The sequence below is a fragment of the Dyadobacter sp. OTU695 genome (assembly GCF_038440355.1).
Lineage (GTDB): Bacteria > Bacteroidota > Bacteroidia > Cytophagales > Spirosomataceae > Dyadobacter.
In genome coordinates this window covers 81,532-107,960 of record NZ_JASATN010000007.1, presented here as the reverse complement: position 1 = coordinate 107,960, position 26,429 = coordinate 81,532, and the positions used below count along the sequence as shown (strand labels likewise).

At 48.9% G+C, this 26,429-nt stretch carries 22 protein-coding genes; 11 read left to right on the top strand and 11 right to left on the bottom strand.

What is annotated here, in order from left to right:
• Nucleotides 1-22 precede the first annotated feature (22 nt).
• Nucleotides 23-733, bottom strand: coding sequence for an RsmE family RNA methyltransferase (locus AAHB90_RS15045; protein WP_342086031.1), 711 nt, complete (start codon nucleotides 731-733; stop codon nucleotides 23-25).
• A 394-nt stretch (nucleotides 734-1,127) separates the two neighbouring features.
• Here AAHB90_RS15045 and AAHB90_RS15040 point away from each other — a divergent pair, with 394 nt between their 5' ends.
• A complete protein-coding gene (locus AAHB90_RS15040) occupies nucleotides 1,128-2,138 on the top strand; it encodes a glutamine synthetase beta-grasp domain-containing protein (protein WP_342086030.1) in 1,011 nt (336 codons plus the stop codon).
• Nucleotides 2,139-2,270: 132 nt separating this feature from the next.
• Here the strand turns inward: AAHB90_RS15040 and AAHB90_RS15035 are convergent, their stop codons facing one another.
• Both AAHB90_RS15035 and AAHB90_RS15030 read right to left on the bottom strand, forming a co-directional pair.
• Nucleotides 2,271-2,822 carry a hypothetical protein gene (locus AAHB90_RS15035; protein ID WP_342086029.1) on the bottom strand — a complete coding sequence of 184 codons (552 nt, stop codon included), beginning with the start codon at nucleotides 2,820-2,822 and terminating at the stop codon, nucleotides 2,271-2,273.
• A gap of 29 nt (nucleotides 2,823-2,851) precedes the next feature.
• A complete protein-coding gene (locus AAHB90_RS15030) occupies nucleotides 2,852-5,038 on the bottom strand; it encodes a glutamine synthetase III family protein (protein ID WP_342086028.1) in 2,187 nt (728 codons plus the stop codon).
• A 148-nt stretch (nucleotides 5,039-5,186) separates the two neighbouring features.
• Here AAHB90_RS15030 and AAHB90_RS15025 point away from each other — a divergent pair, with 148 nt between their 5' ends.
• Nucleotides 5,187-7,022: an LTA synthase family protein gene (locus AAHB90_RS15025; RefSeq protein WP_342086027.1), complete on the top strand. Its 1,836-nt coding sequence runs from the start codon at nucleotides 5,187-5,189 to the stop codon at nucleotides 7,020-7,022.
• 36 nt (nucleotides 7,023-7,058) lie between these two features.
• The gene (gene mtaB / locus AAHB90_RS15020; RefSeq protein WP_342086026.1) at nucleotides 7,059-8,387 is read left to right on the top strand and encodes a tRNA (N(6)-L-threonylcarbamoyladenosine(37)-C(2))-methylthiotransferase MtaB; all 1,329 of its coding nucleotides are present in this window, start codon (nucleotides 7,059-7,061) and stop codon (nucleotides 8,385-8,387) included.
• A gap of 501 nt (nucleotides 8,388-8,888) precedes the next feature.
• Here mtaB and AAHB90_RS15015 read toward each other — a convergent pair.
• The 3 genes from AAHB90_RS15015 to AAHB90_RS15005 all read right to left on the bottom strand — a co-directional run bounded on the left by AAHB90_RS15015 (nucleotide 8,889) and on the right by AAHB90_RS15005 (nucleotide 12,162).
• Nucleotides 8,889-10,208, bottom strand: a complete 1,320-nt coding sequence (locus AAHB90_RS15015; protein WP_342086025.1) for an ammonium transporter — start codon at nucleotides 10,206-10,208, stop codon at nucleotides 8,889-8,891.
• Between the two features lie 60 nt (nucleotides 10,209-10,268).
• Nucleotides 10,269-11,468 (bottom strand): porin, encoded by a 1,200-nt coding sequence (locus AAHB90_RS15010; protein ID WP_342086024.1) that lies wholly within the window; start codon nucleotides 11,466-11,468, stop codon nucleotides 10,269-10,271.
• Between the two features lie 346 nt (nucleotides 11,469-11,814).
• The gene (locus AAHB90_RS15005; RefSeq protein ID WP_083769031.1) at nucleotides 11,815-12,162 is read right to left on the bottom strand and encodes a 4Fe-4S binding protein; all 348 of its coding nucleotides are present in this window, start codon (nucleotides 12,160-12,162) and stop codon (nucleotides 11,815-11,817) included.
• A 129-nt stretch (nucleotides 12,163-12,291) separates the two neighbouring features.
• Between AAHB90_RS15005 and AAHB90_RS15000 the strand changes: the two genes are divergently transcribed.
• Nucleotides 12,292-13,317, top strand: coding sequence for an acyl-CoA reductase (locus tag AAHB90_RS15000; protein ID WP_342086023.1), 1,026 nt, complete (start codon nucleotides 12,292-12,294; stop codon nucleotides 13,315-13,317).
• Here the strand turns inward: AAHB90_RS15000 and AAHB90_RS14995 are convergent.
• Nucleotides 13,314-14,102: an alpha/beta hydrolase gene (locus AAHB90_RS14995; RefSeq protein WP_342086022.1), complete on the bottom strand. Its 789-nt coding sequence runs from the start codon at nucleotides 14,100-14,102 to the stop codon at nucleotides 13,314-13,316. The two genes, AAHB90_RS15000 and AAHB90_RS14995, sit on opposite strands and share 4 nt — an antisense overlap.
• A gap of 133 nt (nucleotides 14,103-14,235) precedes the next feature.
• On the opposite strand from AAHB90_RS14995, the gene AAHB90_RS14990 reads away from it, so the two are divergent.
• From AAHB90_RS14990 to AAHB90_RS14960, 7 genes are all read left to right on the top strand, one after another.
• Nucleotides 14,236-14,949, top strand: a complete 714-nt coding sequence (locus tag AAHB90_RS14990) for an esterase family protein (RefSeq protein ID WP_342086021.1) — start codon at nucleotides 14,236-14,238, stop codon at nucleotides 14,947-14,949.
• A 26-nt stretch (nucleotides 14,950-14,975) separates the two neighbouring features.
• On the top strand, nucleotides 14,976-16,277 hold the full coding sequence (locus AAHB90_RS14985; RefSeq protein ID WP_342086020.1) for an ATP-grasp domain-containing protein: 1,302 nt from the start codon (nucleotides 14,976-14,978) through the stop codon (nucleotides 16,275-16,277).
• A 28-nt stretch (nucleotides 16,278-16,305) separates the two neighbouring features.
• Nucleotides 16,306-17,403 (top strand): carboxylate-amine ligase, encoded by a 1,098-nt coding sequence (locus AAHB90_RS14980; RefSeq protein ID WP_342086019.1) that lies wholly within the window; start codon nucleotides 16,306-16,308, stop codon nucleotides 17,401-17,403.
• Nucleotides 17,404-17,526: 123 nt separating this feature from the next.
• Nucleotides 17,527-18,369, top strand: a complete 843-nt coding sequence (locus AAHB90_RS14975; RefSeq protein ID WP_342086018.1) for a type 1 glutamine amidotransferase — start codon at nucleotides 17,527-17,529, stop codon at nucleotides 18,367-18,369.
• Nucleotides 18,362-19,555, top strand: coding sequence for a hypothetical protein (locus AAHB90_RS14970; protein WP_342086017.1), 1,194 nt, complete (start codon nucleotides 18,362-18,364; stop codon nucleotides 19,553-19,555). Before AAHB90_RS14975 ends, AAHB90_RS14970 begins: the two co-directional genes overlap by 8 nt.
• 1 nt (nucleotide 19,556) lies before the next feature.
• Nucleotides 19,557-20,768: an aspartate aminotransferase family protein gene (locus AAHB90_RS14965; RefSeq protein ID WP_342086016.1), complete on the top strand. Its 1,212-nt coding sequence runs from the start codon at nucleotides 19,557-19,559 to the stop codon at nucleotides 20,766-20,768.
• 5 nt (nucleotides 20,769-20,773) lie between these two features.
• Complete coding sequence (locus AAHB90_RS14960) at nucleotides 20,774-21,652, top strand: aldose 1-epimerase family protein (RefSeq protein ID WP_342086015.1); 879 nt, start codon at nucleotides 20,774-20,776, stop codon at nucleotides 21,650-21,652.
• Between the two features lie 15 nt (nucleotides 21,653-21,667).
• Here the strand turns inward: AAHB90_RS14960 and AAHB90_RS14955 are convergent, their stop codons facing one another.
• The 4 genes from AAHB90_RS14955 to dnaE form a co-directional block, all read right to left on the bottom strand.
• Nucleotides 21,668-22,063 carry a helix-turn-helix domain-containing protein gene (locus tag AAHB90_RS14955; RefSeq protein WP_342086014.1) on the bottom strand — a complete coding sequence of 132 codons (396 nt, stop codon included), beginning with the start codon at nucleotides 22,061-22,063 and terminating at the stop codon, nucleotides 21,668-21,670.
• Entirely contained in the window at nucleotides 22,060-22,245 is a 186-nt protein-coding gene (locus tag AAHB90_RS32805) for a type II toxin-antitoxin system HicA family toxin (protein ID WP_446717905.1), read from the bottom strand. Before AAHB90_RS32805 ends, AAHB90_RS14955 begins: the two co-directional genes overlap by 4 nt.
• Before the next feature lie 108 nt (nucleotides 22,246-22,353).
• Nucleotides 22,354-22,686 carry a thioredoxin gene (gene trxA, locus AAHB90_RS14950; protein WP_090157505.1) on the bottom strand — a complete coding sequence of 111 codons (333 nt, stop codon included), beginning with the start codon at nucleotides 22,684-22,686 and terminating at the stop codon, nucleotides 22,354-22,356.
• Nucleotides 22,687-22,771: 85 nt separating this feature from the next.
• On the bottom strand, nucleotides 22,772-26,422 hold the full coding sequence (gene dnaE, locus AAHB90_RS14945) for a DNA polymerase III subunit alpha (protein ID WP_342086013.1): 3,651 nt from the start codon (nucleotides 26,420-26,422) through the stop codon (nucleotides 22,772-22,774).
• Nucleotides 26,423-26,429: the final 7 nt, after the last annotated feature.

Here is a 26,429-nt window from a genome sequence, read left to right as displayed (position 1 = left end):
TGAATGAGAGGCATCTATCCTCTCATGACAAAACCTGCGCCAGGTTAACGGCGTGACATCCTGCGACGGCGGCGGTTTCGGTCCTGAGCCGCGTCGGCCCCAGCGATACTGTCTGAAAACCGTTTTCAAGCGCCAGTTCCACTTCTTTCGGGCTGAAATCGCCTTCCGGTCCGATCAGTAGGGTCGTGTCGCTGCCTTTAATTATTTTGCTAAAAACGTGTTCTACCGTATTTTGTTCGGGAACGTATGCAATCAGGCGGACGGCGTCGCTTACATTTTTAATAAACGGCTCGTACTTGTTATTTACTGTAATAACTGGCATATAATATTGTTGCGACTGCTTCATGGCAGCGGCGGCGATGCGGTTCAGCCTGGTAAGGTTCACGACCCGGTTCAGCGTTTCGGGATTCGTATGCTCGGTTACGACGAAATCAATGCGCTCCACCCCTATTTCGGTCATCTTTTCCACCATCCATTCATTCCGCTCGGCCTTCCGCGTAGGCGCGATCGCCATGTTGACGGCAAAATCTCTCCGCTCCGTCATTTTGGATTCGACGACTTCATAACCTACTTTCCGTCCCTGAATGTTGAGCCGGCATTTTTGCAAGAGGCCTTTGCCATTGGTGACGTAAATCATGTCGCCGGAACCAAGCCTTAAAACCTTCGAACTATGCCTTGCTTCCTCTTCATCGAGTTCAAAAACGTGAGGGTCAGGCTGGTAAAACAAATGCATTTTTCTAATATTGTAGTGATGCGGCCCAATACCGCTGAAGCCTTCAAAAATATACAAAATATCGGCAACAGCACAAAATTTAGAATCCCCGCAGAATTCTATCTTCCTGAGGATGAAAAAATCCGAGTTTATAGGATATTCCTGCTATTTTATGTATTCAAAGGCATATTTTTAACCTTTTTCAGAGTTTTTAGTAAAAAAATCTACCAAAACCGCTTTTTTCGAAACAGGGCTTATTTATTAGAATAGTACATTTTTTACTGACAATACTACCACGAACGCAATAATATTTTGTGTAAGGTTAATTTTTCCTAGCATTTATTTTTTGTAAATACATTTTTGCATTAATATTGTGCCGTTATAATTATTCGTCACCACTTTATCTAGTACTATTATGTCAAAGTCCAAGCTGGAATATATTTGGTTGGATGGCTACAAGCCGACCCAAAGTTTACGCAGCAAAACCAAAATTGAAAACGATTTTAGTGGAAAACTGGAAGATTGCGCAATGTGGTCGTTTGATGGTTCCTCGACTGAGCAGGCTCCTGGCGGTTCTTCCGACTGTTTGCTGAAACCGGTTTACATTATTCCTGATCCGCAGCGCAAAAATGGCTACCTGGTAATGTGCGAGGTATTGAACGCTGACGGAACTCCTCACGAATCAAACGGCCGTGCTACTATTGAAGATGGTGACAACGACTTCTGGTTCGGATTTGAACAAGAATATTTCCTTTGGGATAACGAAACCAACAAACCTCTTGGCTTCCCTGCGGGCGGTTACCCAGCTCCACAAGGACCATACTACTGCTCTGTTGGCGCAGCTAACGCATACGGTCGTGAGATCGTAGAAGAGCACCTTGACGCTTGCCTCGAAGCAGGTCTGAACGTAGAAGGTATCAATGCAGAAGTAGCAGCAGGACAGTGGGAATTCCAGATCTTCGCAAAAGGTGCGCAGGAAGCTGGTGACCAGATCTGGCTTGGCCGTTACCTCCTCGAAAGAATTGGCGAGAAATACGGTGTTTCTATCAACTGGCACTGCAAGCCTCTGGGCGCGCTTGACTGGAACGGAAGCGGTATGCACGCTAACTTCTCAAACTCTACTTTGAGAACTGCCGGAAGCAAAGACACTTTCGACAAAATCTGCGAAGCATTCCGTCCGGTGGTAAAAGAACACATCGAAGTTTACGGTGCTGATAACCACCTCCGTCTGACTGGAAAGCACGAAACTGCTTCTATCCACGATTTCAGCTACGGCGTTTCTGACCGTGGTGCTTCTATCCGTATCCCTGTTACTGTTCCTGCAAAAGGATGGAACGGATACCTGGAAGATCGTCGTCCAAACTCTGCTGCTGATCCTTACAAAGTGGCAGCTCGTATTATCAAGACTGTTAAATCTGCTATCTAATCCGCAGAGCGAACATATTTTGCAAAACGACCACCCCAAAAGGTGGTCGTTTTTGTTTTATTGCCTCAAATTACCGGCATAAAAAAAGCGCCTTCGATGAAAAAGGCGCTTTCGTATGAAATTTACATTTGATCAATCTTCGTCTTCGCTGCCGGTGAATGAGTACAATGTCGGATCGAGCTGTACATGGCCGGTGGTGAAAGCGTTAATGAAATCACTGATGATCTTATCGTTGATCTCCGTTTTGTTCAAGCCTACTTCCAGTCCCACACCGTATTCAAACTGGTCATCAATTTCGATATGCTCGCGGACGGTGATCTCTTCGTTTTCCTCGATCTCCTCTATGAATTCGGTCAACAAAAGCTCTGCCTCATCTTCTTGCTCGTCGCTGATCTTATAGTTTGCAGGCCGCTCATCGGGTGAAATATAGTTCGGCATCTCCTTTTTCAACCTTTCCAGCGCCTCATCGTACACGAGCGTCGAGTGGTGCAGGCGCAATGTGAAGATCAATGCGTCGTAAATAACCTCCTGATCTTTGTAGGTGCCTACAAACTGCACATGCGCGTGCTCATTGTTATCGTCGCTATCCTCAAACTCGTCCTCTACATATATAAAGTTCGAATTCTCGGCCTTGCATTCCTCTTTAAGCTGAGCGATTTCTTCTGGATCAAATCCGGGATTCATATTCTTTGTTGTTTGATTCGTTTGCAAAACTACTCCAAAAATAACATTTCCCGGTACTTTGCGAGTGGCCAGTCTTCATCATCGATCAACAGTTCAAGCTTATCGACATGGTAACGGATCTGATCAAAATACCCTTTCACTTCCGACCCATAGCATTTCGCGCGTTCAAAGAGGTCTTCGATATTGTTCGCTTTTTTGCGGCTTTCGGTCATCTCATGTACCAGTTTTTTGATCACCACCACGTGCGAAGAAATATCGCGGATGATTTCCTTGATCGGCTCGGCTTCCTCCAGCATTTCGAGATCGGTCAGCGAGCGGGCTGTTTGCGCGAGTTTGAATTGATATTTCACTACCGTCGAAACAATGTGGTTCAAAGCCAGGTCACCGATTACGCGCGATTCGATCTGTAATTTCTTTACATAATTTTCCAGCTCGATCTCATAGCGCGCATGCAGCTCACGCGAGCTCAGCACGCCTGTCCTTTCAAAAACCGACACGGTCTTTTCTGTTTTATAGGCATACAGTGCGTCGAAAGTCTCCCGGATGTTGCTAAGCCCTCGTTTCGCAGCCTCTTCGACCCACTCTTCGGAATAGCCGTTTCCTTCAAAAAGAATGTTTTTGGATTCCAGGAAATAGCGTTTCAGTATCTCTACCGTAGCCACCTTTTTCTCTTCCCCTGCCGCCAGGCGCTCGTCCATTTCGCGTTTGAAGTCGAGCAGCTGGTTAGCAACGATCGTGTTCAGGATGATCATCGGCGAAGCGCTGTTTTGTGAGCTTCCTACCGCGCGGTATTCGAATTTGTTTCCCGTAAAACAGAACGGCGAGGTACGGTTGCGGTCGGTATTGTCCCGTTGCAGATTTGGAATGCGGGTTATACCTAATTTATAGTAGAAGTTCTCCCCTTTTTCGAGCGTGATTTCACCCTTGTTGACGAGTTCTTCCAGCATACTCGTTAGTTCACCACCCAAAAACACCGAAACGATCGACGGCGGCGCCTCGTTCGCGCCCAGGCGGTGCTCGTTGCCTGCCGACGATATGGAAGCGCGCAACAGATCGGCATGGTCGTGAACGGCTTTCACGACGTTCATCAGAAACGTGAGGAAGCGCAGGTTTTCCTTAGGCTTCGAAGTCGGTGCCAGCAGGTTAATGCCCGTATCCGTCGAGAGCGACCAGTTGTTGTGCTTTCCGCTCCCGTTAATGCCTGCAAATGGCTTTTCATGGAAAAGAACCTGGAAATTATGCTTGTCACCGATCTTTTGCATCAAATCCATTAACAATGCATTGTGGTCTATCGCAAGGTTAACTTCTTCAAAAGTAGGCGCGCATTCGAACTGGCCGGGTGCTACTTCGTTGTGACGCGTTCTTACAGGAATGCCGAGCTTCAATGCTTCGAACTCAAAATCCACCATAAATGCATTCACGCGCGGTGAAATAGAACCGAAATAGTGGTCGTCGAGCTGCTGTCCGCGGGCGGGGTTATGGCCGAAAACGGTCCGGCCGGACATCAGCAGATCGGGACGGGCGTAGTACAAAGCCTTATCTACCAAAAAATACTCCTGCTCGATGCCCAGTGTAGGTGTTACCTTGGCCACATCACGGTTAAAGAACTGACAAACCCCTGTTGCCGCTTTGTCAAGCGTCATCAGCGAGCGCAAAAGCGGTGCCTTATAATCGAGCGCCTCTCCATTGTAGGAAATAAAGACGGAAGGGATGCACAATGTCTTTCCACCTGCTCCATTATCCATCAGAAACGCCGGCGAGCTCGGGTCCCAGCCGGTATAGCCCCGCGCTTCGAACGTCGCGCGCAACCCCCCGCTCGGAAACGAGGAAGCATCTGGCTCCTGCTGCACCAATGCGCTTCCTTTGAATTTCTCTACCGCCTTCCCGTCCATGGTCAAGTCGAAGAACGAATCGTGCTTTTCGGCAGTCGTCCCGGTGAGCGGCTGGAACCAGTGGGTATAGTGCGTCGCGCCTTTGGAAATGGCCCACGATTTCATCGCCGCCGCCACTTCCTCGGCCACTTCTCGGTCGATGGTCGAGCCGGAGCGGATCGCATTGGAAATTTTGGTATATGCCTCTGCCGAAAGCAGGGTCTTCATCACATCATCACTGAATGTATTGCTACCATAAAGGTCGGCTACTTTTTCTGTGGGAGGGGTCAAAACAGGCGAGATGCGGCCTTGCGCGATCTCAAAAGCTTTGGAACGAAAAGTCATGTATTTATTGATTTATATTAATTCTCCCCAAAATTATTTATTTACCAATACGAACAACAATTCCCTGCTACATTTTCACAATAGCTGCCCGACGGTTACCACAGGTTAGCGCATTTTTAAGAACTTTGCAAATTGTTCATAGACACCAATGCGTAAGAGACTTGAATTTGTTGCCTTGTACGGGCTGGCCTGGGTCGTAATCTTCCAGTTTTTCCGTATCATATTCCTGGCATACCACTATAAAAAGGCGCTCGAACTCCCCTCTTCGCTGTGGGTGGCGAGTGCGAGCCACGGGTTGCCGATGGATATTTCCTTCGCCGCTTATATTCTGGCGATCCCGACGTTGTTGATCACGTTCACCGGCCAACGCTGGAACTGGTACCGCAAAACAATGTCCATTTACACAGTTGTTATCGTATCGCTCATCACATTATTATCGGTGGTCGACCTCGAGCTGTTCCGGGCTTGGGGGTTCCGGATCGATGCCACCTCGCTACATTACCTTGCAACGCCCTCAGAGGCAATGGCATCGATGGGTGCAGCGCCCGTGTTTCCCCTCGTATTGCTGCTGATCGGGCTGGTTTTTCTGATCAACCGTGTTCTGCAAACGATTATCCGGAGAATAATCGGCTCATTCGGCCGGGCAGCGCATGTATATGTGATTCCTGCATTTCTGATCATTGCCGCCAGCCTGATCATCCCTATTCGGGGCGGCTTCCAGCTGGCGCCGATGAACGAGAGCGCGGTATTTTTCAGCGACAAGAGCTTCGCCAACTATGCGGCCGTGAACGTACCTTGGAACTACATGCGCTCATTGCTCAATGAAGGTTATTCGAATGAAAACCCGTTCAAATACACCGAAGACGCCGAAGCAGGCCAAACTGTGGCCGATCTATATCATGCAAGCGGCGGAACCGAGCAGGTCATCGATACCGTCGGCAAAAAGAATGTACTGGTGATCATTTGGGAGAGCTTCACGGCTAAAGCCGTGGGTTCTTTGGGGGGATTAAGGGGGATAACCCCGCAATTTGACCGGATTTCGAAAGAAGGACTGCTTTTTACCAATGTATATGCCAGTGGCAACCGCAGCGATAAAGGGATGGTGGCCATTTTGAGTGGCTACCCGGCGCAACCGACGACTTCCATTATTAAAATACCTAAAAAAACCGCCTCGCTGCCCTCTCTACCTACCATTTTCAGGGAACGCGGTTGGCGAACGTCTTTCTACTACGGCGGAGAAACCGAGTTTGCGAATATGAAATCATATTTCCTCCAACAAGGTTTCGACCGGATCGTGGATAAAGACGAATTCGATTCCAAAGACATGAATTCCAAATGGGGCGCGCACGATCATATCGTTTTCAACAAGCTCATGCATGACCTCGACCGGGAAAAGCAGCCATTTTTCTCTACCATATTTACCTTAAGCAGCCATGAGCCGTTTGAAGTGCCGGTCAAAACGGTGATTCAGGGCAACGACCCCGAGCACCTGTTCCTGAACGCTTTACATTATACTGACGAATCCCTCGGGGCATTCCTGCGGGAAGCCAAAACAAAACCCTGGTGGAAGAATACGCTTGTCGTCATCATCGCCGATCACGGACACCCGTTACCTGAGACCCGAAAAGACAAGCCCTCCGAGTTCCATATTCCCATGCTCTGGCTCGGTGGCGCGCTTACAGCTGCACCCGCACGTGTAGACACGCTCGCATCCCAGACCGACCTGGCGGCCACCATTTTGAACCAAATGCACCTTCCATCCGGAACTTTTGCGTGGAGTAACGACATTTTCAGGAAGGGCCGTCACGATTTTGCCTATTTCGCTTTCAACAACGGCCTGGGCTGGATGCGGCCCGATGGGTTCATCGTGCGGGACAATATCGGAGGGAATATCATCGAAAAAAACGGCTCATTGCCTCGACAGGAAGAAGCCGTTGGCAAAGCCTACCTGCAATCTTCTTTTGGAGATTATTTAAAGCGTTGATAATAAAGGTGTAATTTTGCAGGATATTTTAAAACAATGAAAAAAGTCGCTTTCTATACATTAGGGTGCAAGCTGAATTACTCAGAAAGCTCTTCTATCGGACGGATGTTCGAGGAAAAGGGTTATTCCAAAGTGGAGTTCAACGAAAACCCGGATATTTTTATCATCAACACCTGCTCTGTTACCGAAAATGCGGATAAGAAATGCCGCAAAATCGTACGCGAGGCACAGAAAATCAACGCAGACGGCTACGTGGCGATCATCGGTTGCTATGCGCAGCTGAAACCGAAAGAAATCTCCGAAATACCCGGCGTGGATGCGGTTTTAGGTGCCGCAGAGAAATTCAGGCTGGTAGAATTGATCGATACATTTGAGAAAACACCGTCGGGCCAACCTGCACAAGTGATCGCCTCGACGATCGACAACGCCGTAGAATACCACACCTCCTACTCGCTCAACGACCGCACGCGTACCTTCCTGAAAGTACAAGACGGCTGCGACTACCCGTGCGCATACTGCACGATCCCGCTCGCACGTGGCAAAAGCCGCTCCGACAGTATTGAAAATATCGTCAAAGCAGCCCGGGATATCGCAGCGCGGGATGTGAAGGAAATCGTATTGACAGGTGTGAACATCGGTGATTTCGGCCTCCGTAATGGCGTCCGTGAAGAAACTTTCATGGATTTGGTCAAGGCACTGGACGAAGTGGAAGGTATTGAGCGCTTCCGCATTTCATCCATCGAGCCTAACCTGCTTACCGACGAGATCATCGAATTTGTAGCGCAATCCAAACGCTTTGCCCCGCATTTCCATATTCCGTTGCAATCCGGTTCGAATAAAGTTCTGGGCCTGATGAAGCGCCGCTACAAACGCGAGCTTTATACCGAACGCGTTGCGAAGATCAAATCGCTGATGCCGGATTGCTGCATTGGCGTTGACGTAATTGTAGGCCACCCGGGTGAAACCAGGGAGCTTTTTGAAGAAACCTATCACTTCCTCAATGAGCTGGAAGTCTCCTATCTGCACGTATTTACTTACTCCGAGCGGGAAAATACGACCGCTTTGGCTATTCGTCCGATTGTTACGAAAAGCGAACGTGCGGAACGCTCCAAAATGCTGCATATTCTTTCAGATAAGAAAAAACGCTTCTTTTACGAAAGCCAGATCGGCAAGGAAGGCAAAGTACTCTTTGAAGATGAAATTCAAAATGGCCAGATGCTCGGGTTTACAGGCAACTACGTTCGCGTAGCTGTGAAGTACGATCCGCTGCTGATCAACGAGACCAAGGAGGTGCGCTATGATCACATCAACGGCGAAGGCTTGATGGAGGTGACAGAACTCTACGAAGAGATCTTAGCTCACTAGCCTTGGGCTAAAGCCCGGACCTGTGGGCGATCGCCGAACCCCAGGCTGAAGCCCGGGGTTGAGGAGTATCTCATCCGACCACCAAGCGCCTCATCCCCCCAAGGCCTCAGCCTGGGGCGGCGCGATGGCCAATCCGTCCGATATCAACCGAGGTTAGGGAGACACACACAACCCCGGGCTTCAACCTGGGCCCGCGCGAAGGCTAATCTGCCCGACATCAACCGAGGATAGCGAGCCCACAACCCCGGGCTTCAGCCTGGGGCCCGCGCGAGGGCTAATCTGTCCGACATCAATCGAGGATAGCGAGCCCACAACCCCAGGCTTCAGCCTGGGGCCCGCGCGAGGGCTAATCTGCCCGACATCAACCGAGGATAGCGAGCCCACAACCCCTGGCTTCAGCTTGGGGACTCAACGCCCAGTCTATCCGGCTTCAGCCAAAGCAAAACAGCAAAAAGCCCGACCAAATTGGCCGGGCTTTTGTATTTATTCACCTAGTTTAGATTAAGCCTCTACAAGGAACTCGTCGTGCTGGCTTACGTCCAGACCTACTTTCTCGTCTTGTTCAGACACGCGAAGCGGAACGATCAGGTCAGTAATTTTCAGCAACAGTAATGAACCGGCGAAAGCAAATACCGACACACCTACCAGAGCAATTACGTGGTTGATGAACAATTTGGTTTCACCGAATGCAAGACCCTGGTCAACTACGAGTGAGTTGATACCGCTGGTTGCGAAAATACCGGTCATCAGCATACCTACCATACCACCTACACCATGGCAAGGGAATACGTCGAGTGTATCATCCAATGTCGAACGTGTACGCAGGTGAGCGATGTAGTTGGAAGTGATCGCAGCAATGGTACCGATGAAAAGTGATGCAGGGACAGTTACGAAACCGGCAGCAGGTGTGATAGCAACCAAACCAACCACAGCACCGATACAGAAACCAAGTGCAGAAACTTTCTTGCCTCTTGCAGCATCAAAAAGAACCCATGCCAAACCAGCCGCACCAGCAGCAGTGTTGGTGGTAGCGAAAGCTGAAACCGCCAATGGAGAAGCCGTCAGGGCAGAACCGGCGTTGAAACCGAACCATCCGAACCAGAGCAAACCTGTTCCCAACAATACGAATGGAATGTTTGCAGGAGGAAGCACGTGGTCTTCCAGGAGCGATTTGCGACGTTTCAGGTACAAAGCACCAGCGAATGCAGCCCAACCGGCCGACATGTGAACAACTGTACCACCAGCAAAGTCAAGCACACCCATTTTGAAAAGGATACCGTCTGCATGCCATGTCATGTGAGCCAATGGCGAGTAGATGAAAACACAGAACAGGATAATGAAAAGAACGTAAGAGCGGAAGTTGATACGCTCAGCCATCGAGCCAGTAACAAGCGCAGGAGTGATCACCGCAAACTTCAACTGGAACATTGCGAACAATGCGAAAGGAATGGTACCCCAGATCGGGCCGTCCAATACGCCTTTGAACATGAAGTGCGTAGTGGGGTTACCGACGAAACCGCCAATATCCTCACCGAATGCGAGACTGAAACCGAAAACAACCCACACCACACTGATTACACCCATCGCGATGAAGCTCTGGAGCATCGTGGAAATGACGTTTTTGGTGTTGACCATTCCTCCGTAGAAGTATGCCAGACCGGGAGTCATAAGCAGTACCAGCGCGGATGATACCAGCATCCATGCGGTATCGCCGGAATTGACGCCTTCCGTCACAATCTGCGTCGGGACATTGGGAATGAAGGCACCGAGGATGCTGATTACCAGGAGGATAATCAGTGGGATAAAGTTACGTTTTTCCATTGTAGTAAATTATTGTTATTGTATTAGATTAAGAAGGTATTCGTGTGAAATGCTGTATGCTTAAAATTTGTAAATAAATGCCAATCCGAACGTAGTCTGGTTATTTTTGGTCCAGTTGCCGTCCGAGTCTTCGAATTGCTGTGCTTCTCCTGCACCGCTCAACTTAGGATAAGCGTCGAGGCGGAACTCAGGTTTTACAAGAATGTGTCCGTCTGCCAGGCTGATATTACCTGTTAGGGTTACCGAATTCACTTTGGTACCAGTCTTTGCGGCTGTGAGCAAACCTCTTACACCGTTATCGTTGTTGAAGTACTCGTAACGTGCACCAATTCCGAAGTTGTCTGTGATCGCCGTGTTGGCATACACTGCGAAACCACCCCATGATTCAGTATCAACCGGACCACCCGTACCTTGATAGTCACCCTTTTGAGATCCGTACGCGGCGTTCAGACCCAACAGGAATTTTTCGGTAATCTGGAAGCTCGTAGTAAGGTCGAATACCTGGTAGAATCCGTCCGGCTGCTTGCCCAAAGAATCCGTATTTGCCTCGTTGCTTCCGATATAGTTCAGGTAAACGTTCCAGTTCTCAACCGGCTTGAAATACAACTGGCTAATGATTCCTTTAGCGCGGTTGTTATCGCCCAATCCATCGACGTTGTTCACAACACCCACCATCAAAGACGCCTTGTCTGAGAATGCGTAAGTCGCTTTCAAACCGGCGTGGTAGAATGGCCCATTATTGAACAGGTTGGACAGCGAATAGTTGAAGTTGGCCGGTGCGTCGATCACTTCGTACCCGATATGTGTACCGAACTGCCCTGCTGTCATCGAGAACTTGTCGGTAAACTTGTATGTAAAGTATGCTTGCTTGATTGCCAGCGCGGTGCTGAATAGTGAGTTGCCGTAGTTACCCAGGTTTGCATTGGGTCCGAAAGTCAGGTCAACCACCGCTTCTGATTTCGCGTTGGTGTAAGCTACTTTCGCCTGTACCAACCCGAGTGAGAACTGACCCGATTTCTGGTCGAACACCCGTGCGTTGGAAGCACCCATGTTGGAGCGGGATGCCGGTTTGTTGAAATTAGCCATGTAATAGGAGTCCAGGTAACCCGAGAATGCGAATGCTCCTTTTGCTTCTTCCTCGTCCTTAGCCTCCGTTACCACCGCAGTATCCGCCTTCACCGCCTTTTTATCGTCTTCCGCCTTTGCAAAACCCAAAAAAGGAACCATCAAAGATAATACTGTACAATAGACTTTTTTCATAATTATATTCTGTTTAAGTTAATATTACTCTCCGGCTGCATTACTGGATCAAATATTGTATTTAAATTATATTTATCAAATAATACAGCCAAAATTTATATCAAAAAATCCAATTTTCTGACTTTTGTTATGTTTTTTATCGTTTTTAAAACACAAAAACATGAAAAACCCATTTTTAGTCAAAAATTGAATATTCTGCATAACATCGACAAAACAGAATTTTCTTTAAAATCACCGGTTGCTATTATTAAGAATTTTTATTATTATAATGCCATTTGCGAAACCGAAAGGGCACAAAAAAAGCCCGCTGTGGAGCAGGCTTCGTATTTTTTATGTCTAGCAGGGTCTATTCACCGTGCATCCATGCTTTTTTAGCAAGCAAAGTTTCTTCTTCTTCCTCGTTGTCCGGATCCGGCACGCAGCAATCTACCGGACAAACCGCAGCGCACTGTGGCTCTTCGTGAAAACCAACGCACTCTGTACATTTATCTGTAACTATGTAATAAAATTCGTCTGAAACAGGGGACTGCTTTTCCTTGCCGCTTACGATGGTGCCATCTCCAAAGTCCACTTCGTCTAAACTGGTTCCATCCCCCCAAGTCCATTCTACACCTCCCTCATAAATTGCTGTATTCGGGCATTCTGGCTCACACGCCCCACAATTTATGCATTCATCGGTTATCATTATAGCCATAGTCGCCGGATTGTTTATATTTGTTGCTATTCTTCTGTTTAGGGTAACAAATATAACTATTTATAGTTTCCCAACAATCAGAAAAATAAAAACGGCACTTGCCATTTAACTTTTTAGAGTCAGAGTAGAATGATATCAAGAATTCGGAGGATAAATGCATTCATCCGTCTGGGCCAGTTCATCGGCGACCCGGCCAACGAGGAAACGATAGAGGAATGGATTGCAGCCGCCAAGAGCCGCAACAACTGGTTTACACCCGCTAATGTGAGATTGTCACTGAATGCGATTACCGAACAGTACCTGAACGGGGAAAAATTGAAAAGCTGGGCTGAAAGCTATCCCGAACCGGCACAATCACGCAAAATAGGTGTGGTAATGGCTGGAAATATTCCCGCGGTCGGTTTTCACGACGCCATGTGTGTACTCATAAGCGGACATACTTTACTGGCTAAACCCAGTTCCGACGATCCGCTGCTGATACGGGCACTGCTGAACAAGCTAACGGAAATTGAACCGGAATTCGAAAAATACATTCATTTCGTAGAAAGACTGAACGATTCCGATGCCTACATCGCCACGGGAAGCGACAATACGGCCCGCTACTTCCATTACTATTTCGCCAAAAAGCCTAACATTATACGCAAGAACCGCACTTCTGTGGCCGTGCTCACAGGCGATGAAACGCGGGAGGATCTCAGGGACCTGGCTACCGATATCCTCCAATATTTTGGACTGGGCTGCCGCAATGTCTCCAAGATCTTTGTTCCGTCCGGATATGATTTTACCGGGTTTTACCAATCGATCGAGGAAATGGCGGACGATTTTATCAATCATCACAAGTATTTCAACAATTATGAGTACAACAAATCTATTTACCTCGTAAACCGCGTCGCTCATTCGGACAATGGCTTTTTGCTTGCTACCGAAAGCGAGGCATTGGTCTCGCCCATCAGCGTGCTGCATTACCAACCCTATGATTCGCTGGAAGAGTTAAAAGTATTATTGCGGGAATCGGAGGAGAAGATCCAGTGCATTGTGGCGAGCCCCGAACTGCATTTGCCGGAAGCCCTGCCATTTGGTGCCGCACAGACACCCGGTCTCTCGGATTACGCCGACGGCATCGACACCATGGCGTTTCTATCAAACATGGATTAAGCCTTCCCTGCCCTTCCTGACACCCACACAAGGAAGTCGGGAAGGACTTTTGCCCATGTTTCGGGATTGTGCATCCCTTCTTTCACTTCCACATAACAAACGTCCCGGCCCCAGGCATAGCCTTTGCGTTCCAATTCGACGATACATTCGAGCGTATCCTGTATCGAATCGATCACCCCGTCGCCGTCGCGATCGTCGTACTCGTCCCGGGTCCCGCATTGAAACCAGAAACTCAGCGGAGCAACCCTTTCGGCATCCCGGATTTGCCGGTGCATAATACGATCCGCCGCTGAATACCCTTCATCGAGCGCCTTTTGCCGCCACCATAGCGAGCCCGAGAAGGTCCCCGCTTTTGAAAATACCTCCGGATGGTTCCAGACGGCATCCAGCGCCATTAAGCCTCCCAGCGAGCAGCCGGCATAGGTAATGTCGTGGGCGGCAGTGTGATAATGATGTGCCAGGTAGGGCAGCAATTCCTCCAGAACAAATGATGTGGTAAGGCCCGCCTTGTTGCCACGGCCTGCGTAGTCGGGCTGGTGCGCGGTCCCGTACTCATATATACGCGCATGGTTGGCGTGTATGCCGACAATCACGCACGGGGCTATCTTCTCTGCCGATTGCAGGGCGGCAGCCGTTTCGGCCATTCGCAGCGCTCCGAAATCCTGCCCGTCGTTGAAAAGCACCAACGGATAATTTTCCGCATCCGAAAACCCCAGTGGCAGCAACACGGTCACAATCACTTCCCGGCACAGAAAAACGGACTGCAAGGAAATCTCTATGGACACTATCTGGGAGGAGTAAACGGATGGATTCACGGTAAATGCCTGACTACGGATGGAAATAAAACCCGAAAGTTAATAATTTGCTTCCTATGATTTGTTTTGTATATTTCATTTATCAACTATAAACGGCCTTTGTTTGGAAGAGAAGCACATTAAATACTATTCTCATCATCTCGACAAAGAGGTGGAGATGCTTGTTTTTGGTAACTGGGGCTACCCTATCCTGCTTTTTCCAACGACCCTGGGCCGGTATTACCAGGCCAAAGACATGGGGCTGATCGAGTCGGTACGGTGGCTCGTCGAATCGGGCAAATACAAGATATATTGTGTAGACACCATTGATGCCGATTCCTGGTATGGAAAACACCTCAACCCTGAGTTCCGGGTTGCTAACCATATTCAATACGACAAATTCCTTAAAAACGAGCTGGTACCTTACATCAGCAATGAATGCAATGTGGGCAAGATCGGCGTTGCAGGTTGCAGTTTCGGCGGTTTTCATGCCGCCAATTTCGCCTTCCGCCACCCCGAGCAGGTTGCTTACCTGATCAGCATGAGCGGTATGTTCGATATCCGCGGCTTCCTCGACGGCTTTTACGATGACAGGGTGTATTTCAACAACCCCGTCGATTTTATGCCTAACGAGCAGGGCTGGCGTTTCGGACATATGAAAATCGCCCTGGGCACCTCCGACTGGGATATTTGCCTGAACAGCAATATCCTGATGTCGAACATCCTCAACAACAATGGCATCGAGCATTGGCTCGACATTCGCGGCTGGGAAAAACACGATTGGCCACTCTGGAAAAAAATGTTTCCCGATTACCTGTCGCGTATTGTATTGCAATAATCAAAAACACAACTCAAAACCTTGATATGAAAAAGATTGGAATCCTGTTTGGAATGGAAAATACCTTTCCCAACGCGTTTATCGAAAGAGTCAACAGCAAAGGAGAGGACGGCATTGTAGCGGAGGCCGTCACCATTGATAAAGTGATACAAGCCGCACCGAGCGAATATGCCGTGATCATCGACCGCATTTCGCAGGACGTGCCATTTTACCGCTCTTTTCTCAAAAATGCAGCACTTTCCGGCACAGCGGTGATCAACAATCCGTTCTGGTGGAGCGCCGACGAAAAGTTTTTCAACAACGCGTTGGCGGAGAAAATCGGCATCCCGGTACCGAAAACCGTGCTTCTTCCATCCAAACAACGCCCTGACAACACGACCGAGACCTCCTTTCGTAACCTTGCATTCCCGATGGCGTGGGAGGAAATATTTCAATATGTCGGTTTCCCTGCGTATATGAAACCTCATGACGGCGGAGGCTGGAAGAGCGTTTACCGCGTCGTGAACCCTCAGGATATGTGGATCAAACATGAAGAAACAGGGCAGCTGGTGATGATGTTGCAGGAAGAAATCGTCTTCGACGACTATGTGCGCTGCTACTGCATTGGCCAGAAAGACGTGCTGATAATGCCTTATGAGCCACGCAATCCTCACCATTTGCGCTACGCTGCCGATTTGAAAGCCCAGGGCGAAGAGCGCGAAAAGCTTTTGGAGACCATTAAGGACTATACCTTAAAACTGAATATCGCATTGGGTTACGATTTCAATACGGTGGAATTTGCCGTGCGCAACGGCGTTCCGTATGCAATCGACTTCTGCAACCCCGCGCCGGATGCCGACATTTACTCGGTAGGCCCCGATAATTTTGAGTGGGTGGTGGAAGCTGCGGCGAATATGGCCATCGAAAGAGCCAAAAATCAGGTCGCCGGACAGATTAACCTGACCTGGGGCACATTTGTTAACCAGGCGGTCAATAGCATTCCCGCAGCTGCGGTGACCGCCGGGGCTCCGACGCCCGCTAAACCCGCCGAAGCAGCAAAAGTTTCGGCGAAGCCAATCAAGGCGGCCGAAAAAGCGCCGGCAAAAGCGAAAGCGCCTGAAAAAGTAGTTGAACCGGCAAAAGCGCCAAAGGGCAAACCGGCCAAGACACCCGATGTAACACCATCTGCCACAGAAGTAAAGGTAAAGGCCGTAACTCCGAAAAAGCCGGCCAAGTCCCTGGGTGCCATCGCGGCCGAGCCGATCGCCGAAGCCGAGCCTCAAATACCTACTACCAAAGCGGCCGCAACAAAAGCGCCCGCTAAAAACTCCAAATTGAAGAAATCCTGACAAACTAAAATTCAGCAGCTTTCGCATTATGGCAACATTCACCCTGGGAATTGAAGAGGAATTTCAAACCATCGATCCGGTTACCCGAAACCTGCGATCGCATATGTCAAAGCTGGTTGAGGATGGAAAAATAACACTGAAAGAGCGTGTAAAGGCGGAAATGCATCAGGCGGTGGTGGAAGTGGGAACGAACATCTGCCATAACATTCAGGAAGCACGGGAAGAGGTGACCTACCTGCGCAGAATGATCCTGGACCTTGCAGAAAAGCAAAACTTGCAGGTGGCCGCCGCCGGGACACATCCTTTTGCCGACTGGGTGGACCAACTCATTACCGACGATCCGCGCTACGATCAGATCATCGACGAAATGCGGGACGTAGCGCGTGGCAACCTTATTTTCGGGCTGCACGTGCATGTGGGGATCGAGAGCCGGAACGAGGGGATACAGATTATGAACGCGGTTCGCTATTTTCTGCCCCACATTTACGCGTTATCGACCAATTCTCCGTTCTGGTGCGGCCGCAATACCGGCTTCAAATCGTACCGTTCCAAAGTTTTCGACAAATTCCCCCGAACGGGCATCCCCGATTTCTTCTCGAGCGCGGCCGAGTACGACGAATATGTTGCATTGCTGGTGAAGACCAATTGTATCGACAACGGCAAGAAAATCTGGTGGGATATCCGGGTACACCCTTTTTTCAACACCATCGAATTCCGCATGTGTGACGTGCCCATGCGCACGGACGAGACCATATGTCTCGCCGCGATCATGCAGGCGCTTGTGGCCAAGATACATAAGTTGCACAGCCTGAACCTGAGCTTCCGCCCTTATCGCCGGATGCTCATCAATGAAAACAAATGGCGTGCAGCGCGGTATGGTATCAGTAGCAAACTGATCGATTTCGGGAAGCAGGAAGAAGTGGAATACAAAATCCTGATCCACGAATTGCTGGAATTTATAGACGACGTGCTCGACGAGCTGGGAAGCCGAAAGGAAATCGAATATATCCATCAGATACTCGAAATGGGCACCGGTGCCGACCGCCAGCTGGCTGTTTTCGAGCAAACCGGCAGCATGAATGCGGTTGTAGATTATATTGTTTCGGAAACCAAAATCGGCATTTAGTTAGAACTAAATCAAAGTTTTAACCCAAAACCCGAACTAATCAGGAACACATTTGTTTAAAATAGGTTACCCGATTCTATCACATTAACGGCCGGATTGCTGACACGTCGGGCCCAATTGACAATGACCACTAATGAAAAACATTTCCGGATCGCAATCCTGGATATGTATGCCGGGCACCCCAACGAGGGAATGCGATGTATTAAGAAAATCATCACCGCATTCGGAGAGCAGGAAGGCGTGTCCCTTGAATTCACTGTTTTCGACGTAAGACAAAAGCTCGAAGTACCAGGGCTGGACTTCGATGCCTATATTTCTACGGGCGGCCCCGGGAATCCATCCCCGGTGGGCGAAGCCTGGGAAAAGAAATTTTTTGGTTTTCTGGATAAAATACTGGCTTACAACGCCAAAAGGCAGAATCGGCTGAAAAAGCATTTGTTTCTCATCTGCCATTCGTTTCAAATGGCCTGCATTCACTGGGACCTGGCGGCGGTAAGCAAGCGTCGCAAAACTTCTTTCGGCACATTTCCGGTGCATAAGACCTCGGCTGGCCGCAAAGACCCGCTTTTGAATACACTGAGCGATCCTTTCTGGATTGTCGATTCGCGCGATTTCCAGGTTACCCAACCCAATCAGTTTGCATTCGATTCCCTGGGCGCGAAGTTGCTTTGTCTGGAAAAGATCCGGCCGCACGTGCCGCTTGAACGCGCTGTGATGGCTATCCGGTTTTCGAACGAGATCGTTGGCACGCAGTTCCATCCGGAAGCGGATGCCGAAGGAATGCTTCGCTATTTTTTAGATGAGGATAAAAAAGAGGCGATCATTAAGGCACACGGTGAGGTTAAGTACAATGATATGATCGCGCACTTGAACGATCCGGACAAAATCTCGATGACCGAAGCTGCTGTAATCCCGACATTTTTGAAAAACGCGTTCAACAAAACGTTCCAGCCAGCCTATGCATAAGCAAGCCCGGGAAGCGTTCAACAACTCATTCACGGAGAAAGGTTACGAGGACTTCGTAGCGTCTCTCAGTTCAGCGTTTCCCGGCCACCTGGATTTCAGGGTAGCCGAAACGCCCGTTTTTGTACCCAAAGATCTAAAAAACAGCATTTTGCGCGCATCGGACGAGATTATTGCTACGATAACCTCCCCCGACTTTCGCGCAAAGACCGACCGCGCCGTACCTGCTAACCAAAATGTGCCCGGTGAAAACGCGCATACTTCCTTCCTGGCGATAGACTATGCCATTTGCCGGAATGCCGCTGGCGATCTTGTACCTCAGCTCATTGAGTTACAGGGATTTCCCTCCATATTCGGTTACCAGGCGTTGCTTTCCGAGTCGTTCACGAAATTTTTTGAGGTTCGGGAAAACTTCCAATATCTCTTCAACGCGGGTTCTTACGATGAGTATGTGTCCCGGCTCAAAACACTCATCCTCGGTGATGAGCAGCCCGAGAATGTAATTCTGCTTGAAATCTTCCCCGAAAAACAGAAAACACGTATCGACTTTGCCGTTACCGCGGCCATGCTGGGCGTGAAAGCGGTTTGTTATACCAAACTGATCCGTGAAGGACGGCTGTTATTTTATGAAGAGGACGACCGGAAAATACAGGTTAAACGCATTTACAACCGCCTTATTTTCGACGATCTTTTCAACTATCCTGGTCTGCAAACCAGCTATCATTTCACCGACGACGTGGATGTGCAGTGGGTGGGACATCCGAACTGGTTTTTCCGGATCAGTAAATTTGCAATGCCTTTTTTAAACGGAGAATTCGTACCTGAAACACGCTTTCTGAGCGACTACGGGGGTATTTTTCCTGCGGATCTTCAAAATTATGTGCTGAAACCCCTGTTCTCTTTCGCCGGCTCGGGAGTACAGCTGCATCTCACAAAAGGGGGTTTGGAAGCCATTGCCGACCCGGAAAATTATATATTGCAGCGAAAAGTTGTGTACGAACCCGTGATTCAGGCGCCAGACGGCCTTGTCAAATGCGAGATCCGCATGATGTACGGTTGGCCGGACCATGCCGAAAAGCCCGAACTACTGATCAGTCTCAGCCGGTTAAGTCGCGGTGAAATGATCGGCGTGCGGTACAACAAGGATTTCACCTGGGTAGGCGGCAGCGCCAGTTTTTTTGAACAATAGAATGCATATTTCACATCGCCAGCACTTTTTCGACCATCTGGCGCAAACTTCCGATTTCCCGCTTGCCCTTGAAATTGAAAAGGCCGAGGGCGTTTATATGTACGGTCCGGACGGCAAGTCGTATATGGACCTCATTTCAGGCATCGGCGTCAGCAATGTCGGCCACAGGCACCCGAAGGTACTTGCAGCCATCCACGCGCAGCTGGACAAGCACATGCACCTGCTCGTGTATGGCGAGTATGTACAGAGCGCACAGGTACAACTGGCAAGGGCACTGGCAGGCACCCTTCATTTCGAGGCTCCCTCCCCTTCCCCATTTGGCCTCATCGACAATATCTATTTCACCAATTCGGGTACCGAGGCGGTCGAGGGGGCGATGAAATTGGCAAAAAGGTTTACCAAACGACGGGAGTTTATTTCGTGCTACAATGCTTATCACGGAGCGACTCAGGGGGCTTTAAGTCTGGCAGGCGCCGAGTTTTTCAAACAAAATTTCCGTCCGTTACTGCCGGGAATCAAGCACATACGACATGGATATCTGCCTGATTTAGAAAAAATTACCGAGCAAACTGCGGCGGTGGTTATCGAAGTAATCGGCGGAGAATCGGGTGTGCGCGTGCCTGAGGCAGATTATCTGATTGCGCTGCGCGAACAATGTACCCAAACCGGCACTTTGCTGATACTCGATGAAATTCAGACCGGTTTTGGCCGGACTGGCAGCTTTTGGGCATTCGAGCAATACGGCATCTATCCGGATATTTTGTTAAGCGCGAAAGGAATGGGAGGCGGCATGCCTATCGGTGCTTTTATGGCACCGCAAAAGATCATGAAAGTGCTTAAAACCAATCCAATCCTTGGGCATATCACTACTTTTGGCGGGCATCCGGTTAGCTGCGCGGCCTCTCTGGCAGCACTACAAGTGACGATCGACGAGAAACTGCCTGAGTCAGCCTTTGCGAAAGGGGCGCTTTTTAAATCGCTGTTAATTCATCCTGAAATCAAGGAAATCCGGGGAAAAGGCCTTATGCTTGCGGCGGAAATGGAATCGTTCGATAAACTGAAAACGACCATCGATCGTTGCATCGAACTGGGCGTTGTGACCGACTGGTTCCTGTTTTGCGACAATTCCATGCGCATCGCTCCCCCGCTGACAATCACAGAAGCCCAAATCCGGGAAGCTTGCGCAACCATTATCAAAGTGCTGAATTCTTGAACGATATGAACTATTCCATCCAAAACGATCATTTGAAAATTGCGGTGCAGGAAACGGGCGCCGAATTGTGTCAGATCCAGTCGACCGTAACAGGCAAGGATTTTCTCTGGAACGCCGATCCCGCCGTTTGGCCGAGCTACGCGCCTGTATTGTTCCCGGTAATCGGGGCCATCAAAAATGGTTTTGTAAAATATAATGGCAATGAATACGCGGTACCGCGTCATGGAATGGTCCGCAACAATGCCAATGTAAAACTGACTAACCAAACGACTGATAGTCTTACATTTACATTAAAATATAGCGAAGAAACGCTGGCCATTTACCCTTTCGAATTCGAATTTCAAATTACCTATCGGCTCGATGGCAAAAAGGTGGTGGTCGACCATAAAGCCATTAACCACGGTGCTTCTGAAATGCTTTTCTCCCTGGGCGGCCATCCGGCATTCAAATGCCCGCTTCACGAGGATGAGGTTTACGAGGACTATTATCTCGAATTCGAAGCCATAGAAAACGATTCCACCTGGCTACTCGAAAAGAATGGACTTGTAGGTAATCAAACCAAGCCAATCCTGGAACACACCAATGTGCTGCATTTAAACCAGCACCTGTTCGACAACGACGCACTGATTTTCAAACACCTGATATCCAGACAGGTAAGCCTGAGAAGTACTAAATCCGGACAGGTAATCACCGTCTACTACAAAGACTTCCCGTACCTGGGCATCTGGGCCAAACCCGGCGGCCATTTCGTGTGCATTGAACCCTGGCTGGGCATCGCCGACAGCGCCGATTCGGATCAGAATTTCGAGACGAAGGAAGGCATTCTGAAATTGGAAGCAGGCGGTAGTTTCGAGGCAAGTTTTAGTATTGAAATTAACGAGTAGCACCTATCCGGGTGCTCATAATTCAATAGCAAGCAGATCCTGCGCGAGCCGGTGCAATGCATTTTCAATCTTCTTGGCCTGCGCTGGCCTCGGCTTTTTCAGCCCTGACGCATAGTGATTCAGCTGTTTTTCATTAATACCAGTCAACCGGGCAATGCCCGTTTGACTGAATATGCCTTTATAATATTCCAGAAGGCTTTCCACATCGAACTTCCAGATTATTTCATACTCGCCTTTCAAAGCGGCCGGAATATTCTTATCGTCGAATGATTTCACTATTTCAATGCATTCGAGGACAGATTGTTTTACCTGATCGATCGTCTCGCCGCCGCCGTTGATTTTATCGACGTTGTCACCATAGGCCCAAAAAAAGTCCTTGCTCCGTTCGATAATCACTCTTATCTTTTTCATAACATTTTCAACTTCATCCTTTTGATAGTTTTCAATCTAATCCCCTCACCCATCTCTTTGGAACCGTGATATGCGACGACATACATGTCATTTCCTTTTTGATAAACGCGGTGGCTACCGCTGCTTCTAATACAAATCCAGCCATTCCGTTGGATGATGCGGTGGAATTCCGATGATTTCATAGAGCGTGTGTATATTAAAGGTAGATAATTATATACTATCTCCAAAGTAGAGTCAACAAAAAAAGCCCCGTCGCCGGGGCTTTTAACTCTTTCAGAAATCAGCGATTATCAAACGGTCGCTTCGATCTGTGCATTTAATTTATCTTCAAGGGTTGTTTTTGGAACAACGCCTACTACTTTATCTACCAGCTGGCCGCCTTTGAAAATCATCAGCGTCGGGATACTGCGGATGCCAAATTTGGCAGGTACCGACGAATTCATATCCACATCCATTTTACCGATAACGGCTTTACCGTCATATTCACCCGCGAGTTGCTCCACAACCGGTCCGATCATTTTACAAGGCCCACACCACTCAGCCCAGAAGTCAACAAGTACTGGTTTGTCGCCCTGGATCAGTTCGTCGAAGGTGCTATCGGTAATTTCAAGTGCTTTTCCCATGTTTTAAGTGTCTAAATGTTATTTATCAATCTGCGTTAATAAGGAATATTAATATCTAAAAGTTCCTTACTTAAACCAATACAAATCAGTTTAGAGAGAAATTCACACCATGGAAGCCCCGTAGCACCTTAAACAGCTCACTACTAGGCGCTACACGGTAACCGCGCGACAACATTTCGACCTCTAAATGCGTCTCAGGATCCTTCACCGTCATGCTTACCTGGCATCCTCCGGGGTGACTTCCGAAGGTTTCATTGAGCACATGTATGAACTGAGCGTCGATCTGATCGAGCGTAAGGTTGATCTTAATTTTCCTGCACATTTTCTCCATGATCTCCGGCAGCAGTTGAATCTGGGAGATCTTGAACTCGAACTGGTCTTCCTGCTTCCAGCGGTTCTGAACTTTACCTTTGATGTACAGGAATTGACCGACCTGCAGGTAATTCTTGAAACGAATGTAATCTTCCCCGCCGATCAGCATTTCCATTGCCCCCTGGTAATCCTCGATTTTAAAAATCATAAAAAGGCTCCCATTTTTCGACATTCTCTCCTGGGCGCTGGTGACAATCCCGCCCACGTTGATTTCTTTACCATAATACCGCGGTGCCCGCTCGCCCTCCTGGATTTCCAGCACTTTGTCGACCGTGCAGTTGCAGAAGTTATCCAACTCTGTGCGGAAAGTGTCGAGCGGGTGTCCGGAAATGTAGAAGCCCACTACCTCCTGCTCGTAACGTAGCTTCGCCAAATCGTCCCACGGGCCGATATCTGCTGCCTTGGGCTTCGCCAGCGTTGAGCCACCATCGCCCATCATGCCAAAAAGCGACGCCTGGGCCGACGACTTTTCGGCATGGTAATTATTGGCATAACGGATCAGTTTCTCTATGAAAGTACCATTTTCACCGGTTTCCGCCGTAAAGTATTGCGCGCGGTGGTAATCGGTAAAACAATCGAAACCGCCGGCGTATGCTAGACTTTCCAGCGTTTTCTTATTCACGGTGCGTAAATTCACACGCGTCATAAAATCGAAAATATCCTTGAAAGGTCCGTTGTTCGTTCTTTCCTCGATAATGGATTCCACCGCCGCATCGCCGCTTCCTTTCACGCCCGCTAACCCGAAGCGGATTTCCCCTTTTTTGTTGACACTGAACTGCCGTTCCGATTCATTGATATCCGGCCCCAATACCGGAAGGCCCAGGCTCTTGCATTCCTCCATGAAGAATGTGATCTTATCAATACTACCCAGGGAACTCGTCAAAACCGCCGCCATGTACTCGGCTGGATAATGTGCTTTGAGATAGGCTGTTTGATAAGCTACAAATGCGTAGCAAGTAGAGTGGGACTTGTTAAATGCGTAGGATGCAAACGCCTCCCAGTCAGTCCAGATCTTTTCCAGCTTCTTCGCATCGAGGCCTTTTTCGGTACCGCCTTTCATGAAGTCGCCTTTGAGCTTGTTCAGCGTTTCGATCTGCTTCTTACCCATCGCTTTCCGAAGGGTATCAGCCTGGCCTTTGGTAAAGCCTGCCAGTTTCTGCGACAAAAGCATTACCTGCTCTTGATAAACTGTAATACCGTAAGTATCAGCCAGGTACTCTTCCAGTTCCGGCAAATCATAGGTTACTTCCTCCTGCCCGTTCTTACGGCGGATAAAGTTGGGAATGTACGCGATCGGCCCCGGCCGGTACAATGCGTTCATGGCGATCAAGTGCTCGAAACGGTCAGGAATGAGGTCGCGCATGTACTTTTTCATCCCATCGGATTCGAACTGGAATATCGCATTGGTCTCACCACGTTGGAACAATTCGAAAACCTTCGGATCGTCCAGCGGAACATCGTCGATTACGATGTCAACCCCGTGGTTATTCTTAATCATCCGAAGCGCTTCCTTGATAATGGACAAGTTTCGAAGCCCCAAAAAGTCCATTTTAATTACACCCGCGTCCTCAATGATTTTTCCCTGGTATTGGGTAATCAAAAAGTCGGAATCCTTGGAAGTACTTACCGGAATAATCTCTGTCAGATCACTAGGCGCAATGATGATACCAGCGGCGTGGATACCCGTGTTCCTCACCGTTCCCTCCAACCTTCTCGCCTCCTGCAAAACACTGGCCTGCAAATCATTACCCATTGCAATGGAGCGCATGCGCTTCACATTTTCCAATTCATCGGGCGAAATGCCTTCCTTTTTCATCAGGCTCCCCTCCCCTTCCAACGGCGCTGTGAAAATGCGGTTGAGCGTCATGTTATAAGTCGGCTTATCGGGAACGAGCTTCGCCAGCATGTTCGCGTCCGGCAATGGCAAATCCATTACCCGCGCCACATCCTTGATGGCCGATTTGGCTGCCATCGTACCATAAGTCACAATTTGGGCAACCTGGTTGTAACCATATTTTTTCACCACATAATCGATCACCTTCTGACGCCCGTCGTCGTCGAAGTCCGTATCGATATCGGGCATGGAGATACGGTCAGGGTTGAGGAAACGCTCAAAAAGCAGGTCGTACTTAATCGGGTCGATGTTCGTAATTCCGATTGCGTACGCAACAGCCGAGCCCGCCGCCGAACCCCGTCCGGGACCAATGAATACACCCATTTTACGGCCAGCATCAATAAAATCGGCTACGATAAGGAAGTAACCGGGAAAACCCATGTTCCGGATCGTTTGCAGCTCAAAGTTGAGCCGCTCCTCGATTTCCGGCGTAACCACTTCGTATTTTTTACGTGCCCCTTCAAATGTCAGGTGCCTCAGGTATTCCCATTGGTTCAAAACATCGGCGGTAAGCTCTTTTTTGCCCACCATTTCCGACAGCGTATGCGTCTTGAACTCGTCCGGAATCGGGAAGTTGGGTAGCATAATGTCCTTACGGAGGTCGAGCGTTTTGATCTTGTCGACGATCTCGTTGGTATTGTCCAGCGACTCCGGCAGGTCGTTGAACAGTTGCAGCATTTCGCTGGTATTTTTGAAATAAAACTGATCGTTATAGAATGCGAAGCGCGAACCTTTTGGAATACCCTTCTCATCGTCGAAATCTTTGGCAGATGGCGTACTCTGCTTGTCGCCGGTATTGATACACAGCAGGATATCGTGCGCATTCCAGTCCTCGCGATCGACATAATGCGAGTCGTTCGAACAGATGATCTTCACATTGTATTTCCTGGCAAACTTGATAAGCACCTCGTTCACAATGTATTGATCACGAATATCGTGACGCTGTAATTCCACATAGAAATCGTCGCCGAAAAGGTCCAGCCACCAGCGGAACTCCTTCTCTGCGGCCTCTTCGCCCTGACGAATGATTGTTTTCGGGATCATCGCACCAATACAGCAGGTAGTAGCGATCAGTCCATGGTGATATTTGACGATCAGCTCCTTATCGATCCGCGGATATTTACCATACATGCCCTCCATGAAACCCAGCGAACACATTTTTACCAGGTTTTTATAGCCTATCTCATCCTTTGCAAGAAGCAGTTGGTGGAAACGGACGTCCTTTTTGTCCTTGGTAAACTGCCGCACATGCCGGTCCTCGACTACATAAAACTCGCAACCGACAATAGGCTTGATGCCCTGCTTATTACCCTCGGCCACAAACTCGAACACCCCGAACATATTGCCATGGTCGGTGATGGCGACCGCAGGCATGTTGTCCTCCTTGGCCTTTTTGAAAAGCTTTTTAATATCGGCCGCACCGTCGAGCAGCGAAAACTGTGTGTGACAGTGCAAATGAGAAAATTGCATATTAGTT